A 16,571-nucleotide genomic window follows, 5' to 3' on the forward strand; every position below is an offset into this window, starting at 1 on the left:
GACCGGTGCTCCTTGTCGGCGGGGCAGGGGACTGGCTCGTCCTGTCAGGGGCGGAATCTCTCGACGGGCGCGCTGACCCGGGTGTCGACCGGCAGCCGCAGGCCGGGGATGACGGCGGGTGCGCGGCCGGCGACGGTGACGGTGGCGGTGTCGGCGCTGCGGTCCACGGACACCCGTACGTCGCTGACGACGTGGCCGGCGACCTGGTTGAGCACGGCGGTGGCGTCGGCGTGCCCGGCGGCGGCGGTGCCGCCGGACACCCTGGTGGTCTGCAGGGCGTGGTTGGCGGCGTGTTGCACGCCGAGCTGCGCCAGCGCCCACAGCGCCATCTGCACGCCGAGCAGGACGAGCAGGAACAGCAGCGGCGCGTACAGCACCACCTCGGTGGTCACCGACCCGCGGTCCGAGGCCTGCCGACGTCGCCGGTCGCTGCGCCGGGCGGTGGGACGGTTCACAGGCTAATCCCGTTGATCTTTGACAGGATCTTGGAGCGGAAGACGCCGTACACGGTCAGGACGAGGGTGACCAGCAGGGCGATCCACATGACCTTCTCGGTGGTTTCGCTGCCCCGGTCACCGCCCTGGCGTAGTCGGCGGATCCGGTCGGCCGCCATCAGGTGCAGCAGGGTCAGCCGGGTGAGGAACCTGCTTATCAGCGACATGGCTGGCCTCCTTAGAACGTGTCGACGGTGCTCACCGCGGGGTAGAGCAGGAACAGCAGGTAGGCGGCGGCGAGGAGCATGACCGGCATGGACATGCGTTCGGTGGCGGCGTTGGCGCGGGCTTCCAGGGCCGATGCTTGGTGGGCGCGCAGGGTCGCGGCGCGGATGGCCAGGGAGTCGCGGATACGGGCGCCTTCGCTGCCGGCGAGGCTCACCGTGGCGGCCAGCTCCTGCAGCTCGACCACGCCGGTGTCGACGCCGAGCTGGTCGAGGGCCTGCCAGGGCGGCATCCGCAGCAGGCGGGCGGTGTCCACCGCGCGGCGTAGCCGCTGCGATGCCCAGCCGGGGTTGTCGGCGCAGGCGTCGTCGAGGGCTTGCTCGACGCCGGCGCCGCCGGCGAGGGAGATCACGACGAGGTCGAGCACGGCGGACAGGGTGTAGCGCAGCTCGTCGCGGCGGCGTCCGGCTTCGGCGCGCACCGTGGACTCGGCCAGCCACCAGCCGCCGGCGGCGCCGGCCAGGCAGGCCCACACGGGCATGCCGGTGGCGAAGGTGATCCCACCGGCGGTGAGGGCTGCCATCACTGCCGGCGGCAGGACCAGGCCGGCGAGCACGGCGAGGGTCTGGTCGGCCAGGTGCAGCGCGACGGGCCGTTCGAGCACGGCCAGGTCGGCGCGCATCCGCCGCCGGGGCAGACCGAGCGCGCGCAGCGGCGCGGCCATCAGCCGCACCCGCGCCGGTGTCGGCTGCTCGGGCGGCGCGGGCGGGCGGCGCAGCGCGTCGAGGGCCTCCCCGAGGCCGGGGCGCGCCGGAACGAGACCGGAGACGGCAAGGAGCAGGCCGAGGCTGGCGAGCAGGCCGCACACGAGCACGATCACGACGCCCGCCCCGCGCCGAGCGCGGTCCCGGCGGGGCCAGCGAAGACTCTCGGGGGTTCGGGCAGGCGGGAGACGCGGGCCAGCCACCAGAACCCGGCGGCGAACACGGCGCCGACGACGAGGAGCACCAGCTGCCCGGTGACAGTGCCGTAGGGGGCGAGGAAGCCGCGGTTGAGCAGGATCAGTCCGGCGACCATCGCGGCGGCGGTGCCGGTGATGACGCGGGCGGCGGTGCGGGTCGCGGCCCGCTTCGCAGCCACCCGCATCCTGATCCCGGCCAGCTCCCGGGCGGTGACGGCGAGGCTGGTCAGGCACTGCGACAGCTGCCCGCCGTGGTAGCCGGCGGCCTGTGTCAGGGCGCGCACGACGAGGTCGGCGGTCGGGTCGGCGAGGTCGTCGGCGAACACCCGCAGCGCGTCCGGCAGGCGGGCGCCGCCGCGCACCGCCCCCGCGAGGGCCTGCACCTGGGGGCGGATCGGCTGGGGGGTGACCGGGGCGGTGGCGGTGATCGCCTGCTCCAGCCCGGCGGCCGACGACAGGGTGTCGCGCAGCAGCTCGGCCCAGGTGGCGATCGCCTCGATCCGGGCCACGGCGCGGGTGTGCTCGCGGTCCGGGCCGAGAACGCGGGGCAGCGCCCACACGGCGGCTCCGGCCAGCAGCACCGCCACCGGCCACCGGGTCACCACCCCGGCACCAACGCCCCCGGCGACGGCGGCCAGCAGCCTGGCCCGGTCGACGCTCGTCCACGGCCGCCGCCGTCTCGCCGGGCTGCCGGGCGGCCGGCGGCGTAGTCCGTCGGCGATGAGGGTCAGACCGGCCGCGCAGGCCAGAGCGAGCAGGATCGGCAGCAGGCTCACCGTCACCACCGCTCCCGGGTGAGCGCGTCGGGGTGCAGGCCGGCGGCGATCAGATCGTCGAGGGTGTCGGCGCGCAGCGGCGCGCCCGGCACGGCCCGCCGGTCGGGGCCGGGCCGGTAGATCTCGTTGGACGGCACCTGCGTGCCGTCGGTCTCCAGAACCTGCCGCACCGAGGACAGCACGCGGGTGCCGTCGGTGGCCACGTCGAGGTGCAGCACGAAGTCGACGGCCTGACCGATGAGCACGTTCGCCGCGTCGAAGCCCAGCTTCTCGGGGGCCTGCATCACGTACATCGCCAGCCGGGTCAGGGCCTGTTTGCTGGAGGAGGCGTGCACGGTGCACATCGATCCGTCGTTGCCCTGCGACATCGCCAGCAGCATCGGCACCGCCTCGGCGCCGCGGGACTCCCCGACGATGACCCGGTCCGGGCGCATCCGCAGCCCCCACGTCACCATCGTGGCCATGTCGATCCCGCCGGCACCCTCCAGGTTCGGCTCGCGCTGTTGCAGCGCCGTGGTGTTCGGATGCGCGTCGGTGTCCTCGTCGAGGCCGAGCTCGAACGCGTCCTCCACGGTGACGATCCGCTCGGACGGGCTGATCGCGGCGGCGGCGGCGCGCAGCAGCGTCGTCTTGCCCGCGCCGGTCCCGCCGCAGATCACCAGGTTCTTGCGGGCCCGCACCATCGCCTGGATGAGGTCTCTCAGCCCGGGTGTCAGCTCCCCGCGGGCGACGAGGTCGTCGAGGGTGACCTGCCGCAGGACGTTGCGGCGGATCGACACACTGGGCCTCTTCGACACGGCCATCACCGCGAACAGTCGCTGCCCGCCCGGCAGGCGCAGCGACAGGCCCGGCGACCCGCGGTCGAAGCGCCGCTCCTCCTGACCGCTGCGCGCCGCCGCGGTGCGCACCAGGTCGACCAGTTCGTCGTCGGTGGCCGCGACCGGCGGCACCCGTGACACCTGGCCGTCGGTGGTGCGGATCCACACGTTGTCGCAGCCGTTGGCGAAGATGTCCTCCACCCGCTCGTCGTCGAGCAGCGGCTGCAGACCGCCCAGACCGAGGAAGCTGTCGCGCACGGCCCGCGCCAGCGCCGCCTCGACGTGCCGCGACAACGGGGTACGACCGGCGGTGATGATCTCACCGGCGTAGGCGAGCAACTCCTCGGCGATGTACCCGGCGATGACCGCCCGGCGCTGCGCGTCGGGCAGCTGCGCGCCGTGCCCGGCGAGCCGGTCGCTGACCCGGGCCCGCAGCACCGCCACCAGGTCCGGCGCCACGGTCACTGGCGCACTCACCGCGCCACCTCCAGCGCCGCGCCTGCCGCAGCCGGCTGCCGCGGCGGTGCGGCGAGGGCGGCGGCCAGGCCGCGCAGCGCCTGCGCCAGGCGGGTGCGTGTCCACGCCGGCCCGGCCAACCGGCCGGTCAGCACCGCCGCGCCCCACCGGTCCGCGGGCAGGTGCGCCCACACCGGCGCCCCGAGCCGTCCGCTGACCTCCCGCGGCCCGTAGGCGCTCCTGCCGCAGACCGCCACCCCGAGATGCGGGCTGCGCATCTGTGCGCGCAGGGCGGGCAGCCGGGTGTCGACGTGGTCGAGGTGTTCGGTGTCACCGGCCGTCACGACCACCAGCACGCTCACCCGTGGCACGAGGCCCCAGGCGGGGCTGCCCGGGTAGAGGCGACCGGCGTCGAGGATCACCACCGGCGCCAGCCCGGCCACCACGTCCGGCCGGGCGCTCAGCACGGACACCGCCTGCGCGCAGGTGTCGGCCGCGCCGGGCCCCACGACCGCGTGCACGCCCGGCGGCAGCGGCTGCGCGAACCGCGCCGGCCCGCCCGCGGGCAGGCCGTGACGCGACGCCGCCGCCAGCCCGGCCAGTCCCGGCTCCTGCGCCACCCCGAACCGCGCGGCCAGCACCCCGCCACACGGATCGGCCTCCACCACCACACCCGGCCCGCCCGGCCACAACGCGGCCAACCCCACCGCCGCGGCCGACACCCCCGGCGCCCCGGACACCGACGCGAGCATCACCAACATGACGCCACCCTTCCTGTCGTTCGTTACCGGCCTGGTCCCAGTTGCACCAGCGCCACGTCGCCCGCCGCAGACGCCACCGCCTCGCCCTCCTGCGCGGCAAGCAGCAGCGTCACCACCTGCCCGCCCTGCTCCGCCTCGGTCACCGACACCACGGCGGCCACCGCCCGCCGGACCTGCGCGGCGGGCGGGCCGACACTGGACTGGCCGGTATCCACGGCGGGGGCGACCAGCACCACCACCCGCGCGCCCGCGACCAGGCCGGCGGGGGCACGGCCGGCCTTGACCGCGACCGCGATCACCGCCTGCCCCGCCGCCGGCCACACCGGCGGCCCCACCTGCCCCGCGACCAGCAGACTTCCCGCGGCCAGGGGAACCGCCGCCGGGCGACCGACGACCTCGCCGAGGCGATCCGCGCCCAGCAGGTTCAGGCCATCCGGGTTCGCCACCCGCACCTCCCGCACGTCCGCCTCGCCGATGACCGCGCCGGCGGGCACCGGCCGGGTCACGGCCAGGAACTGCTCCCCGGCGTGCCGGCGCAGGTCGACCTGCCAGAACGTCAACACCGTCGCCAGCACCAGCAGCAGCCCGGCGGCGACCCGCCGCCCGCTGCGCCGCCTCACCCGCAGCCGGGCCGACCCCGACCCCGGCGCGGGCGGGGGTGCGGCGGTGGTCGGCTGCGGCCGGTGGGCCGTGACGCTCACCGGGCGTTCCCGACAATCGCCTGGGACTGCGCGACCCGCATCGGCGCGCTCGCCGTCGTCGTCAACGGCGCCAACGTGCCCCCACCCTGCGGACCGGACCACACCACGGACCAGGTCACCGTCGCCCGCAACAGGAACACCGCACCCGGCGCGGCAGCCGACGACCGCTGGTAGGTGTGCCCACACGGCGACGCCGCCCGCGGATCCGTCCCCGGCGTCCACGGTTTTCCCGGGCCGGCGCAGGTCACCTCGCGGGTGCCGTCGGAGAACGACCACCGCACCCTCGCCGGCGTCGCCGTGGCCGTCACCACCACCCCCGGCACCGACACCGACGCGGACCGGGCGCCCCACGACACCGGATCCACCCATAACCACACGGGCACCCGCACCAGCACGAACGGCGTCCCCTCGGGGTTCGTGTGGATCCCCGGCGCGGGCAGCCGCAACCGCGACCGCGCGGCCAGCGCCAACGCCCCCACGTCCACCCCGGGCGGCTGGTCCAGCCACTGCGGCATGCCCTGCGAACCGATGCCGCCGCTGGTGCAGGTCCGCGCGTACCAGCCACCCTGCGGCCTTTTTCCCGCAGGCGGCGGCCGATCATCGGGCACCGGCGCCCAGTAACAGCCGCTGTCGCCGTTGCCGCTCGCGCCACCGGAACCGTCGCCGGAGCCGTCAGACGTGCCGCCCGCGACACCCGGAACCTCGGCGGTCAGCTCACAGCCCGGGGTCGACGGCTTCTGCGCGCAGTCGACGCGGCCGATGCCGTCGTCGGCGAACGCGACGCCTGACGATGTCGTGACGGCAACCGCGACCAGCAGCACCACGAGACCGCACGCGCGGTGGCTCAACACGTCCCCACCGCCTGAGCGGCGACAGTCGACACCTTCCACCCGTCGTCGTCGCGCGTGACCGTGGCGAGCACCGCCCGGTTCCCGCCGGGAGTGTCGTCGGACAGCGCCCCGGACGACGCCTTGTAGGTGAGGAAGTCGGTGGTGTTCAGGCAGTCCCGCACGGTGATCGTGTCCCCGGCCGAAGCGGGTGTGGCGGCGACGTGTGGCGACGACTGGTACCGGCCCTTGATGACCTCGCCGTCGGCGCGCAGCTTCGTCAGGCCCGACGTGAGCAGAGCCAGCGCCGGGCCGGTGGCGTAGCGGGCCAGGTCGGGCTCCTGCGGATTCGCGGTCAGACCGGCCTTCGCGTACGCCTGCCACATACCCCGGTAGGCGTCCAACGCCGCCTGCTCACGTCCAGCGGCCGAGGTCACGGCTGGCCGCCCTGACGGCGGCGAGCTCGCCGCCGACGGCTCCGTGGCGGTGTCGTCTGCGGTGCACGCGCCGATCAGCCCCGTGAGACCCAGGCCGAGGGGAATCACGATCAGGCGCCGCCGGTACGACGGCTGGCCGGCGCGCCGGTGCTGTCCGCTGGGTGTCGTCATCAAAGTCACGTCTCCTCGTAAGGGTGGAGCGGTGGTCGTGGGGCGGGCGATGCCGCGTCATCAGCGCAAAGGCTCAGATTCGGAGCTGCCCCGCCCGGTCGGTGGAGCACAGCGCGAGAAGCGAGAGCACACTGCCGAACCGCCGCCGTGACGGTCGGATCCGCCACACCCCGCAGCCTGAACTGCAATTAACAAACATCCAACTACAGTTGGCCCTTCGTGGTCGAGCTAAGCACAAAGCACTCACCGGCGTCAACCACACTTCACCGTCAGCCAACTATGGTTGCTTGCATGGTGTGGTCGTATCGAGTCGGGGCGCTCCGTCCGACGCCACCTGTCATCTGGGACGATCGGCGTGCCAACGGTGTGCGAACACCGCCGCAACAGACCCCCCGAACCCCGGGGCGGCGGGCTCCCGCCGCGATCAGTGCCGCCGGAGCGCAGGCCGGCGTTCCCGGCGGTCGGCGATGAGCGCGATGGTGTGGTGCAGCGCGCTGTGCGGGGCACTGGCTGCGGTGGCCCTGCCGCACGCCTGCGCCCGAACCGCGCGCATGCTGCTCCCCGCCCGCCTCTGCGGCCCTGCCAGCGGGTTTCCCATCACCGTGCGCGCACGGTGGTGGATGCCACTGGCCTGCGGTGCGGGCGCCGGCGCCTCAGCCGCCGTAGCCCGGCTGACCGGTGAACGGCCCGGCGGACCGCTGCTGACCGCCGGCTGGCTGGTGGTGCTGTACGCCGGCGTGCTGCTGTCTGTGGTGGACGTCGTGACGCACCGACTCCCGACACCGGTCATCGGCACCGCGGCGCTCGCGCTCGCGGTGACCCTCGCCGGTCACGCCCTCACCACGGGGCAGACGCAGACGCTCATCAGGGCGGGCCTGGCGGCCAGCGCGGTAGGCGGCGGCTACCTGCTCCTCGCGATCCTCGGCAGCAGCTCGGTGGGACTGGGTGACGTCCGCCTCGCGGCGTTCCTCGGCGCAGCCCTGGGCGCGCTGGGATGGCCCGCGGTGCTCTACGGAGCACTGCTGCCCTACCCGCTGGCCGCCCCCGAGGCCCTCATGCGCCTCACGCTACGCCGGCCGCGTGACCTCGCCTTCGGCCCCTACCTCGTGGCCGGGGCCTTCCTCGCGGTCTCCGTCGCCGGCCCCTGACGCCGCACACCCGAACCATCACACCGCTGTCCACCACCGGCTCCGAGGGACCAGCGGCAACGGAGCGGCGACCGCGAAGGCGACAAACGGCCGGTCCAGGACCGGCAGCATGCACGTGTCGATCGGCTTCCCGGCCGGAAAGAAACCGCTGCCCAGGCAAGCGAGAGCGATCCACGTCAACGCTGCGGCCACGGGACGAAGCATCCGGTCGCTACGACAGGCGCGCACCGAGGTGCTGGAGATGAGTCGGGTATCGAGGCCCCGGTACTCCTGCCACTGTCGCCATCCGCACCCTCGCTGCGACCCGGATCACGAGTGGCTTCCGATGTATCGGCCGCCGTGGTCCGCCGCGAGGGCGGCAAGTTGCTTCCGCCGGGCGACGAAATCCGGATCCGGAGGCAGTTCGGCGAAGGCCACGTCGACGAGCCAGACATCGTGCGAGCCGCCCCGAGTGTTCGCGCCTCCCGGCTCCTCCGTGCCTGGACGCGGCTCTCGACGCACCCAGGCATCGGTGCCGCCGAGCGCCGTCGCGCTGACCAGGAACCCGCGAGCGGCTGCCTCTCCGGCGGCAAACAGCAGGGAGTGCGTGACCTGACGCGGCGCTGGCCGGGGATAGGCCTGGTCCGGATTCGGGTTCATGGCCCAGTGCAATCGCTGCCCCAGGTCGCCGAGTAGCGCATTGACCTCGCCCTTCGACGCCGCTCGGGGTATCAGACCGTCGGTGGTGAGCCGCCGAGCGAGCCGCGTGAAGATGCCCTCGGGAAGCTCGCCGAGGCGCAGTTCGGCGTGCACCACCAGCACGACAGCAAGCAGCGCGCGCAGGTCGGGCTCCGGCAGTGAGTGGGTCGCCATCCTCACCCCAAACACGGTAAACCGTCATCTGTCGGCGTACAGGCTTCGGTGCAGAGCGAGGTACGCCAGCCGCACACACCCAGGGAGGTCTGCCGCTTCGGCCCCGTATGGCCTTGGCCGCCGGCCTGTCGCCCGCAGTCGCCCAGGCGACCGCGACGCAGCCCGACCCGACCTCCACCTACATCGTCATGCCGCTGAAGCGTGTCGGCGTCGACCACAAAATCGCCGCGGCCAACGGCTACGAAGTGCGGGTTGACAGCAAGGGCATCGAGTACGCCGTGAAGAAGGGTGAGTTCGCCACCCTCAACGAGCTGCCCGGTGAGTGCGGTAGTTCCTTCGTCTACTTCACGGCGGTGGACACCAAGAAGCACTACACGTCCATCTACACCGGCTACACCATCCGGTCCGGCTGGCCGGGTGCGGTCTACACCAACTGGAAAGTCGGCGTGATCGACAACTACGGGGCCAGCACCAAGAGCTGGAACGACCCGTCCACGCCCACGCACTTCTGGGCGAAGAGCAAGGGCTTCACCTCCAGCGGCCCGGGCTACGCGTACGCCGACGTGCTGCTAGGCAGCATCGCCACCCTGGCCAACGGCACCATCTGCTACTCCCACGGTCCCTCCGCCAGCGCATACTTGTAGTCCCGCCCGGACGCGGCACATGAGCGGGAACCCATAGCGCGTGTACGAACGATGTGAGGAAGCCTCCCAGCATGGCGCATGTCCCCGAACCGTCAGATGACAGCCAGGCCGGTGCGGCATGGACCACCACGCCGACGTCCCAGGAAATCTACGGATGGCTCGGGACGAGATTCGCCATGCTGGAGGCCCCGCGCTACCGCGCTCACGTGGTCGGCCGGCACAGCGAGACGACCCTTATCGACACGCACGGCGTCGCCCGCGGCCTGGGGCGCGCCCGACCAGTCGAGGTCCGCGTCGGCCACGAACTTTACGACAACACGAGCGTCGACGTCACAACCGTCCGCGACGCCACCGGAGGCGCCTCGGTCGTGCATCACCTCTGGGCGACGCTGATCAATCACCAACTGGCCCTCGCCGGGCGCCGAGGCGCACCACCGTGGGGCAGCGGCCCACCGCCACCGCAGTTCATCGACCGGCTCGACACCAACAATCCGCCCGAGCCCGCCGGCACCCACGCCCTGACCATAGACGGCAAGCGCGGACCGGCATGGCTCTACCTCGCGTGCCCCGACATGGCCAGCGAAGCTCCACTGGCCGCATGCGGCGGCCACATTGGAGAGTCCCTAGTCATCGTCACGGGACCGCGAGACACCGTCCTAGCCGCACAGCTACGCATGCTGCCTGAGTCCGAACAGCTCACCACCAGTTACTGAGCAGAGACAGCCCTGACGCACCACCTAGATCCACACCGAAAGACGCTCGGACCGAGTAGGCGTTCGACCGTTCGTCTCAGTCCGCAAAGTGCCGGAACGTACTGACGTCCGGATCGGGTGTGACCGCTGCTTCCGTGTCGGCCGATGCCGCTCTGGGGGTCTGCCGGCTGGGTTGGACCGCTCTGCCGCTCGCGCCACTGGCCGGCGGTGTCGGCGCGTAGGAGGCGTTCAATCATGGCGGAGGCGTCGTCGCGGTTGTCGTATGTCCAGCGCAATACTTTGCCGGTGTCGGTGTCTCCGGCGCGGGCTACGACGGTCCAGCGGCTCTCGCGGACGAGCCATACGTCGCGTCGGGTGAGCCGGCCCCAACTGCCGTTCCACCACCGCTTGACCACCTCTCCCACACCGGGATCGTACACGTGTTCGATGAGCTGTCGTGGGTGGCTTGGCTACTCGCAGCGGTCGTCGCTGCCGCGGCCGTGAGGTTCGCAGCAGTCGGGGCGGTGCTGGTAGATGCGCAGGCTCGGCCCGCGACGTCGGTGGCCGTAGTCGCCGGTGATGTCGTACAGGCATGCCTTCCACAGCGCGACGTCGCCGGTTGCGGGTACGACCTGGCCGTCGCCCGGCCCGCCGCGTAGCAGCACGTCCACCCCGCGACGGTAACCCGTCGCTGGCGCCACCTTTCCGTCGACGCCGCATCTCACCTGCGGGCGCCGCCCAGCGACGAGAGCGCGCGACCTCCCCAGATGGCCAGGAAATGGGCTTGACCTCAACGTGCCGGGGAGGAGCCTTCTGCCCGATCCTCCGCGTGAGCCGTGAGGAGTCGGCTCTGCGGACCGATCGCGACGTGCGGGCTGTCGTACGGGAGGAGGACGGAGCGCTGCTGCTGCCGGGCGCCTTCCCGCTGCACGACCTGGCCAACGTGGGTGTCGACATCGGTGCCGCCACGCTTGAGGCCGGGGACTACACGACGGTGGCCGGCCTGGTCCTGGCGCACGTGGGCCACATTCTGAGGACACCCGGCGAGACGATCGAGCTGTCCGGCCTGACGCCCGAGGTGGCGGAGGTGGCGGAGGTGGCGGGGCGGGCCGTCTCCCGGGTGCGCCCGCGGACCGCGCCGACGCGCGACGACGGGGACGAGACCGGCGGCGGTACCCGGCGTTCGTTGCCGCCGCCGACCGGATGTCAGCCGGGGATGCCACCGTTCGGTGCGCCGGACGGCGGGGTTCCGCCTCCGGGAGGGGCGCCACCGCCCGGGGGGGCACCGCCGCTGGGCGGCGCACCGCCGTCGCTGGGAGCGTTTCCGCCGGTGGGTTTGGTGCTGGTGTCGATCGGCACGGTCAACGACACCTGGTAGCCGCTGGTGACGTCACCGGTGACGGTACCCATCTGGTGGACGCCGCCGTCGTCTCCGAACACGTTGTCGGTGGCGAGGGTCAGTCTGGCGAAGTTGTCGATCGACGCCTGGTAGCCGGTGGTGGCGTACACCGTGTCAGAGGCGTTCTTCGGCAGGGCGACCTGGGAAGTGGTCAGACGCTGGTCGGCGTCGCTGATGCTGTTCTGGTTGGGGTACACCTCGAAGTGGATGTGCGGCCAGCGGCCGGAGTAGCAGGCGGGGTAGATGCTGGTGAACGTGACCTTCCCGTCGGCGTCGGCGATCTGCACGCCACGCAGGTAGTTCTCGTCCTCCACGCCGCTGCTGTACATCGAGTAGTTGCCGTCACGGTCGCACTGCCAGACATAAACGGCGACGCCGGCGAACGGCGTACCTCCGTTGACCATGTCCAGCACGGTCAGCGTCAGCGTCATCGGGATGCCTTCGGCTTTCGTGGTGCTGGTGCCGAAGCTGCTGGTGATGTCCTGACGGATCACCCCGCTCTGCTCGAGGATGTCCGGGCCGTTCGTCCCGTCCGCCGGGTACGGGCCGTTCGTCTCATCCGGGATCTCGGTCAGCCCGGAACTGCCGCTCGTCGCTCCCGTCGAACCCGGAGAGTCACTGATGCCACTGCGGCACGCGGCCAGACCCAGCCCCGCCACGCCCGCGCCGAACAGCCCCAGCACGCGACGTCGGCTCAGCAGCGTACCGACGTCGAACGACAGACCCTGATCGACGAGTTCGTCGTCGGGCCGGGGTAGCCGTCGGCCCTGATACCTGCGCGGTTCATCCGTCCTGGACACGGGAAGTCTCCTCACTCGCGTTCATGCGATCACGCTAAGTGCGGTGGCTCGGCGAGGACTGTATGTCGCCTGTCCGCCACCTGTGGACCCCGGCGCACGACCGCCGGTCCGGCCTCCGCTGGTCGAAGCCGGCTGGGACGACCGCCTGCATATGCCGCGCCCGTCGGTGCCGGTCCAGGTTCCTCGATCCCCGCTATGGGCTGGCGGGGGATCCGCAGCCAGCGCGTTCCGGCGTGAAAACGTTGGCTCCTCCCGCCTTCGCCCGTCGGGTCTGGGCCTGGTGCTGGGTGCCGCCTTGGCGGTGTGCCTGGTACTCGGCACGCTGATCGTGGCCGGAACGCAGAGCGCCGTTCACCGTCAGCGGGGCTGAAGGTGAACGGCGCTCTGCTCGTGGTGCTGGCGGCCATGGTCACGATGGCACTTCGCCGCATCGCACCCGTGATCGCGATCTTCGGCGCGATCGTCGTGGTGAACAGTCACCCGATCCTCGGCAACCCGTACGGGCCGATCCAGCTGTGCATCGTCATCGCGATGCAGGAGCAGCCCGACCAGGCTCGGCGAGCCCTTGAGGTGATCCGGTCGGGCAGTGCCCGGTGTGCCACATCGAGCCGCGCCGGCTCCGTCTCGCCGACGTGCAGGCGTGCCGCTATCAGCAGGCCGTCGAAGGCCTCGGCGCCAATCCGGTAGACGAGGTGATCGTCGCCGGACGCCGCTTCCGGGTCACGCGCATCGGGACGCTGCTACGCCTGTCGCGGGCAGGCATTGAAGGCCCTCGGGCGTCGGATCTCGATCCAGAGCAACCGCCTGCCGCCGACCGGCAGAGACCGGCACAGTCGGCAGTCCTCCGCGGGTTGCCCGTGGACGCTTCGACAGCGCTGACGTGCCTGGACCTTTTGCCTATGACGGCTTCGGACACGAGTGATCGTCCCCGGCGGGTTGTCACTCCCTGTTCCGTTCGGCGGCGTGAGACCGGCTTCGTTACTGCTGCCGGTCGTGCGGCGTGTGATCGTCGGTGTCGCCTCGCGCTGCCTTGTCGACTTTGAGGAATTCGCGGATGACCCGCGCGAGGCTGGCCCGGGACTGAGGGCTGAGCTCGTCGAAGGACCGGGCCATCACTTTCGCCTGCCGGCTGGCTGTCTCGTGTTCGTCGTCGCCGAGGAGGTGCCCTGCGGGGACCTTGAAGAACTCGGCGAGGGCGCGCAGGGTCGTGGCCTTGGGGTTGACGCGCTCGGCGCGGAGGAGGTTGCGGATGCCCTCGGCGGTGATCTTGTGGCCTCGCGCGGTGAGCGCGCGGGCGACTTCGGTCTCGGTGTAGGGCGGGCGGGCTTCGTCGCGGGCTTCGAACAGCTCGCGCAGACGAGTTTGGATCAGTCGTGAGGTGATGTCCTCGGCCGCCTCACCAGGCTTTTCGCTCACCAGACCTCCCCAACTGTGTCTGATGTTGAACCAACTGTGGTTGACGAGATCGTGGTGTCGTGCTTAGCTCGCCGTATCGCTTCACCAACTGTGGTTCGGCTTTATCGAACTTTAGTTGTTGGCAGCGTAGCGGATCGGGATGCCGCATGCGATAGGCACCCCGGTGCGTGGGCGATGGCGGTCAGAGGGGGACACGCCGTCGCCGCGAGCGCCCCGCTTCCGTGCACCACCGACGCTGGTGGGAGCCCCGCCCGAGCCGGCGGCCGTCGCGTAGACGCCGCTGGCGCCGCCACGCCTCCGCGTGCCGCGCGGGCCTGGGCGCACGAGGCGGGAGCGCCGCTCGCCGCATCGTCCTTCACCCCCGTGAGGACGCGCGTGGCGGGCGGGACCTGGCCGGTGAGGTGAGGGCTTCGCCGGCCAGGGTTCCCGCACCCTCTGCCCGCGGCAACCCCGAGCTGACCGATCAATGGCAGTGCGGTCGGTCGTTGCCGCGGCCCGACCGACAACGGATGCGAAGGAGTCGAGGGGCGATGGGGCAACGACCGAGCGACGCGGACGACGCGAATCAGCAGCTGGGCAGCGCGCCGCCCGTGCCGGACCGGCAGCCTCCGTCCGGACCGTCCGCGGGCGACGCGGCGCCGCACCCGGCGGTCGGGGCGGTGCTGCAGCGGCTCGGCGGTGACGTCGAGGCCCTCGTCGCCGTGTCGGCCCGCGACCGGTGCGAGTCACAGCGGTCTGTGCTGGTGGATGTTCACCACCAACTCCGGCGGCTCGCCTGGCACGTCAACGCCGCCCTCGCCGCCTCTTTCGACGACCAGCACCGGTAACGCCCTCACTCATCACGCCTCACCTCGACGAACAGGGGGTCTACACATGCATGCGGACACGTCGTGCCCAGGCCGCGTACGGGCACCGCGGCAGCCTCCGCCGGCCGACCGGCGTGGTGGGCGCCGCCGCCGGGATCGGCTGACGATACGGCGGCCCCGCCGCGGCAGGTGGTCGCGGTGAGCGCGACGACCCGCCGGCCAACCGATCGCATCTACCGGCCCCAGCCGCGACGTCATCCCGCCCGCCCGGCCGGGATCGATCCGGTGACGCAGCTGTGCCGCACCGCCCAGGCGGTGCGCACGCATCTGGAACGCGTGGTCCTGCAGGAGGTTGGGATGACCTGGACGACCTACGACGTGCTGCTTCTCGTGTGCGCCCGCGGGGTGATCGAACCTCCGCACATCGCCTCCCTGGCCGGTGTCGCACGGTCGACGGCCACCGCCGCTCTCGCCACGCTGACCGACCGCGGCCTGGTCGTGCGGGAGCTGCACGAGCACGACCAGCGGCGGACGGTGGTGCGGCCGACCCCGGCGGGCGCCCGACTCGCGCAGATGCTGCGCCGCGACATCGCCGCCCAGCTGGCGCGGATGTTCGCCGCCGCCGGCATGCCCCGGCACAACGACTTCGCCGTCGCCCTCGCCGCCCTGGCCCGGCAAGCTGACGCCACCGGCGGCCATCCGGTTTCCGGGACAAGCCGGTGAGCGGCGGGATCGGCACCGCGCGAGGCGTGGCCCTGAGCGTCGGCGCGGTCCTCGGCCCCGGCGTGCTGGTGCTGCCGGCGATGGCGGTGCAGGTCGCCGGACCGGCGTCGCTGGTGGCGTGGGCGGTGCTGCTGTGCGTGTCCGCGCTGATCGCGACGTCCTTCGCCACCCTCGGCGCCCGCTACCCCGACGCCGGTGGCGTCGCCGCGTTCACCCGGCGTGCCTTCGGTGCCCGAGCCGCCGCCGTGGTCGGCTGCTGGCTGTACGCCGCCGTACCGGCCGGGGTGGTCGCGGGCGGCATCGCCGGCGCCCGCTACATCACCGCCGCGCTCGGCGTCTCCACCACGGTGACCGGCATCGTGGCCGGGGCGCTGCTCGGCGTCGTGTACGCGGCGAACCTCGTCGGGCTGCGGCTGTCGGCGCGGCTGCAACTCGCGCTAACCGGCGTCCTGGTCGCCATGCTGGCCGCGGTGCTCACCATCGCCGGCCCGCACGTGGACCCGCAGCGGATCACCCCGTTCGCGCCGCACGGCCTCGCCGGCGTCGGCAGCGCCGTCGCGGTGCTGTTCACGGCCATCTGCGGCTGGGAGGCCACCGCCAACCTGTCCGCCGAATACACCCACCCCACCCAGGTACGGCGGGCAGCAGGCGCGAGCCTGGCCGTCGTCGCCGCGCTGTACGCCGGCCTGGCCGTTTGCACCGTCGGTGTCCTCGGCGATGACGCCGGCGACACCCCCGTGCCGCTGATGCGTCTTCTCACTCCCACCGATCAGCCATGGGCCGCGACCGTCGTCGCCGTGGCGGCGGTGCTGTTCACCGTGGCCGCCAGCATCACCTTCGTCGCCGCCGGCGCCCGCGCCGGCCTGGCCCTGGCCCGCCACCGCGTCCTGCCCGCCGCGCTCGCCGTGACCGGACACGACGCTGAACCGCGCCGCAGCGTCCTGGTCCAGGCCGGCGCCGCCGCCACCGTCGCGGTCACCGCCGTCGTGGCACCGCACACCGTCACCGTCGAGGCGCTCATGCGAGTGTTCGCCGCGCTGCTCGCCTGCGTCACCCTCGTCGGGCTCGCCGCAGCCGCGCGCCTGCTTCCCCAGCGACGTCAACGCGCCTGCGCCGTGGTCGCGGCACTGGCCGTGGCCGTCGTTGCCGCCCTCAGCACGACCTATCTGCTGGCTCCCGCCGCCGTAGCCGTTGCCGTGCTCGCCCGCCGCCGTTGCTGTCCACCCGCTACGAACCCGCGGCCTGCCGAGTCACACGACGCGCGCTTCGACAGCCGCGACAGCCTCCGTCAGGATCCGCTGGCGGCGCTGGGCAGGATCCGATGACCACCCGACTCGCGGTGACCTCCGCCCACCGGGTCGGGCTGATCCTCGGCCCCGCCTGGCGTCCAGGCGTGCTGCGCGGACCAGCTCGTCAGTCGTCGCAAGGCCGCCACCGCCTTGAGCACCCATCGGACGCGTGTCCGCGCTCGGATGACCGAAAGTGGCGCAACGCCGCCGTAGCTCGACACCATGAACCTATGGC

Annotated in this window: 21 protein-coding genes and 1 pseudogene; 9 read left to right on the plus strand and 13 right to left on the minus strand. The window is 72.6% G+C overall.

The window, feature by feature from the left end; all coding sequences use genetic code 11:
• Nucleotides 1-44: 44 nt before the first annotated feature.
• Genes KSK32_RS11080 through KSK32_RS11120 form a run of 9 tightly spaced genes read right to left on the minus strand, consistent with a single transcriptional unit; the run spans nucleotide 45 to nucleotide 6,396 of the window.
• A complete protein-coding gene (locus KSK32_RS11080; RefSeq protein WP_216935998.1) occupies nucleotides 45-392 on the minus strand; it encodes a TadE/TadG family type IV pilus assembly protein in 348 nt (115 codons plus the stop codon).
• Nucleotides 393-451: 59 nt separating this feature from the next.
• The gene (locus KSK32_RS11085) at nucleotides 452-661 is read right to left on the minus strand and encodes a hypothetical protein (RefSeq protein ID WP_216930974.1); all 210 of its coding nucleotides are present in this window, start codon (nucleotides 659-661) and stop codon (nucleotides 452-454) included.
• Nucleotides 662-672: 11 nt separating this feature from the next.
• Complete coding sequence (locus tag KSK32_RS11090) at nucleotides 673-1,539, minus strand: type II secretion system F family protein (protein WP_216930976.1); 867 nt, start codon at nucleotides 1,537-1,539, stop codon at nucleotides 673-675.
• Nucleotides 1,536-2,396 (minus strand): type II secretion system F family protein, encoded by an 861-nt coding sequence (locus KSK32_RS11095; protein ID WP_289256647.1) that lies wholly within the window; start codon nucleotides 2,394-2,396, stop codon nucleotides 1,536-1,538. Before KSK32_RS11095 ends, KSK32_RS11090 begins: the two co-directional genes overlap by 4 nt.
• A 2-nt stretch (nucleotides 2,397-2,398) precedes the next feature.
• Nucleotides 2,399-3,691, minus strand: a complete 1,293-nt coding sequence (locus tag KSK32_RS11100; RefSeq protein WP_216930978.1) for a CpaF family protein — start codon at nucleotides 3,689-3,691, stop codon at nucleotides 2,399-2,401.
• Complete coding sequence (locus KSK32_RS11105) at nucleotides 3,688-4,431, minus strand: hypothetical protein (RefSeq protein ID WP_216930980.1); 744 nt, start codon at nucleotides 4,429-4,431, stop codon at nucleotides 3,688-3,690. The genes KSK32_RS11100 and KSK32_RS11105 overlap by 4 nt, the downstream gene beginning before the upstream one ends.
• A 23-nt stretch (nucleotides 4,432-4,454) precedes the next feature.
• A complete protein-coding gene (locus tag KSK32_RS11110) occupies nucleotides 4,455-5,132 on the minus strand; it encodes an SAF domain-containing protein (protein ID WP_216930982.1) in 678 nt (225 codons plus the stop codon).
• Nucleotides 5,129-5,983 carry a hypothetical protein gene (locus KSK32_RS11115; RefSeq protein WP_216930983.1) on the minus strand — a complete coding sequence of 285 codons (855 nt, stop codon included), beginning with the start codon at nucleotides 5,981-5,983 and terminating at the stop codon, nucleotides 5,129-5,131. The genes KSK32_RS11110 and KSK32_RS11115 overlap by 4 nt, the downstream gene beginning before the upstream one ends.
• Nucleotides 5,977-6,396 (minus strand): hypothetical protein, encoded by a 420-nt coding sequence (locus tag KSK32_RS11120; RefSeq protein ID WP_289256536.1) that lies wholly within the window; start codon nucleotides 6,394-6,396, stop codon nucleotides 5,977-5,979. The genes KSK32_RS11115 and KSK32_RS11120 overlap by 7 nt, the downstream gene beginning before the upstream one ends.
• Before the next feature lie 638 nt (nucleotides 6,397-7,034).
• On the opposite strand from KSK32_RS11120, the gene KSK32_RS11125 reads away from it, so the two are divergent.
• The gene (locus KSK32_RS11125) at nucleotides 7,035-7,715 is read left to right on the plus strand and encodes a prepilin peptidase (RefSeq protein ID WP_216930991.1); all 681 of its coding nucleotides are present in this window, start codon (nucleotides 7,035-7,037) and stop codon (nucleotides 7,713-7,715) included.
• A gap of 309 nt (nucleotides 7,716-8,024) precedes the next feature.
• Here the strand turns inward: KSK32_RS11125 and KSK32_RS11130 are convergent, their stop codons facing one another.
• The gene (locus tag KSK32_RS11130) at nucleotides 8,025-8,573 is read right to left on the minus strand and encodes a hypothetical protein (RefSeq protein ID WP_216930993.1); all 549 of its coding nucleotides are present in this window, start codon (nucleotides 8,571-8,573) and stop codon (nucleotides 8,025-8,027) included.
• Between the two features lie 107 nt (nucleotides 8,574-8,680).
• Between KSK32_RS11130 and KSK32_RS11135 the strand changes: the two genes are divergently transcribed.
• Nucleotides 8,681-9,211 (plus strand): hypothetical protein, encoded by a 531-nt coding sequence (locus tag KSK32_RS11135; protein WP_216930994.1) that lies wholly within the window; start codon nucleotides 8,681-8,683, stop codon nucleotides 9,209-9,211.
• 71 nt (nucleotides 9,212-9,282) lie between these two features.
• On the plus strand, nucleotides 9,283-9,924 hold the full coding sequence (locus tag KSK32_RS11140; protein WP_216930997.1) for a hypothetical protein: 642 nt from the start codon (nucleotides 9,283-9,285) through the stop codon (nucleotides 9,922-9,924).
• A 449-nt stretch (nucleotides 9,925-10,373) separates the two neighbouring features.
• Here KSK32_RS11140 and KSK32_RS11145 read toward each other — a convergent pair whose 3' ends face one another.
• Nucleotides 10,374-10,574 (minus strand): hypothetical protein, encoded by a 201-nt coding sequence (locus KSK32_RS11145; protein WP_216930999.1) that lies wholly within the window; start codon nucleotides 10,572-10,574, stop codon nucleotides 10,374-10,376.
• Between the two features lie 107 nt (nucleotides 10,575-10,681).
• Between KSK32_RS11145 and KSK32_RS33340 the strand changes: the two are divergent.
• Nucleotides 10,682-11,017: pseudogene (locus KSK32_RS33340) on the plus strand (transporter associated domain-containing protein); the annotation flags it as partial.
• Between the two features lie 92 nt (nucleotides 11,018-11,109).
• On the opposite strand, the gene KSK32_RS11155 reads toward KSK32_RS33340, so the two are convergent.
• On the minus strand, nucleotides 11,110-12,102 hold the full coding sequence (locus KSK32_RS11155) for an intradiol ring-cleavage dioxygenase (RefSeq protein ID WP_216931001.1): 993 nt from the start codon (nucleotides 12,100-12,102) through the stop codon (nucleotides 11,110-11,112).
• Between the two features lie 372 nt (nucleotides 12,103-12,474).
• On the opposite strand from KSK32_RS11155, the gene KSK32_RS11160 reads away from it, so the two are divergent.
• A complete protein-coding gene (locus tag KSK32_RS11160; protein ID WP_216931004.1) occupies nucleotides 12,475-12,789 on the plus strand; it encodes a hypothetical protein in 315 nt (104 codons plus the stop codon).
• A 5-nt stretch (nucleotides 12,790-12,794) separates the two neighbouring features.
• Complete coding sequence (locus tag KSK32_RS33345; protein ID WP_289256648.1) at nucleotides 12,795-13,145, plus strand: DUF5954 family protein; 351 nt, start codon at nucleotides 12,795-12,797, stop codon at nucleotides 13,143-13,145.
• Here KSK32_RS33345 and KSK32_RS11165 read toward each other — a convergent pair.
• Nucleotides 13,081-13,518 carry a hypothetical protein gene (locus KSK32_RS11165; protein ID WP_216931006.1) on the minus strand — a complete coding sequence of 146 codons (438 nt, stop codon included), beginning with the start codon at nucleotides 13,516-13,518 and terminating at the stop codon, nucleotides 13,081-13,083. The two genes, KSK32_RS33345 and KSK32_RS11165, sit on opposite strands and share 65 nt — an antisense overlap.
• A gap of 530 nt (nucleotides 13,519-14,048) precedes the next feature.
• Here KSK32_RS11165 and KSK32_RS11170 point away from each other — a divergent pair.
• The 3 genes from KSK32_RS11170 (at nucleotide 14,049) to KSK32_RS11180 (ending at nucleotide 16,372) form a co-directional block, all read left to right on the plus strand.
• Nucleotides 14,049-14,345: a hypothetical protein gene (locus KSK32_RS11170; RefSeq protein ID WP_216936515.1), complete on the plus strand. Its 297-nt coding sequence runs from the start codon at nucleotides 14,049-14,051 to the stop codon at nucleotides 14,343-14,345.
• Nucleotides 14,346-14,609: 264 nt separating this feature from the next.
• A complete protein-coding gene (locus KSK32_RS11175) occupies nucleotides 14,610-15,047 on the plus strand; it encodes a MarR family winged helix-turn-helix transcriptional regulator (protein ID WP_289256539.1) in 438 nt (145 codons plus the stop codon).
• On the plus strand, nucleotides 15,044-16,372 hold the full coding sequence (locus tag KSK32_RS11180) for an APC family permease (protein ID WP_216931009.1): 1,329 nt from the start codon (nucleotides 15,044-15,046) through the stop codon (nucleotides 16,370-16,372). The genes KSK32_RS11175 and KSK32_RS11180 overlap by 4 nt, the downstream gene beginning before the upstream one ends.
• Nucleotides 16,373-16,571: the final 199 nt, after the last annotated feature.

The organism is Micromonospora sp. WMMB482 (assembly GCF_019038635.1).
Taxonomy (GTDB): Bacteria; Actinomycetota; Actinomycetes; order Mycobacteriales; family Micromonosporaceae; genus Micromonospora; species Micromonospora marina.

Excerpts from the sequence above, each read along its gene's own strand:
- KSK32_RS11170 (WP_216936515.1), top strand. The coding sequence starts at position 14,049 with ATGGGGCAACGACCGAGCGACGCGGACGACGCGAATCAGCAGCTGGGC.
- KSK32_RS11085 (WP_216930974.1), bottom strand. The coding sequence starts at position 661 with ATGTCGCTGATAAGCAGGTTCCTCACCCGGCTGACCCTGCTGCACCTG.
- KSK32_RS11140 (WP_216930997.1), top strand. The coding sequence starts at position 9,283 with ATGGCGCATGTCCCCGAACCGTCAGATGACAGCCAGGCCGGTGCGGCA.
- KSK32_RS11105 (WP_216930980.1), bottom strand. The coding sequence starts at position 4,431 with ATGTTGGTGATGCTCGCGTCGGTGTCCGGGGCGCCGGGGGTGTCGGCC.
- KSK32_RS11125 (WP_216930991.1), top strand. The coding sequence starts at position 7,035 with ATGAGCGCGATGGTGTGGTGCAGCGCGCTGTGCGGGGCACTGGCTGCG.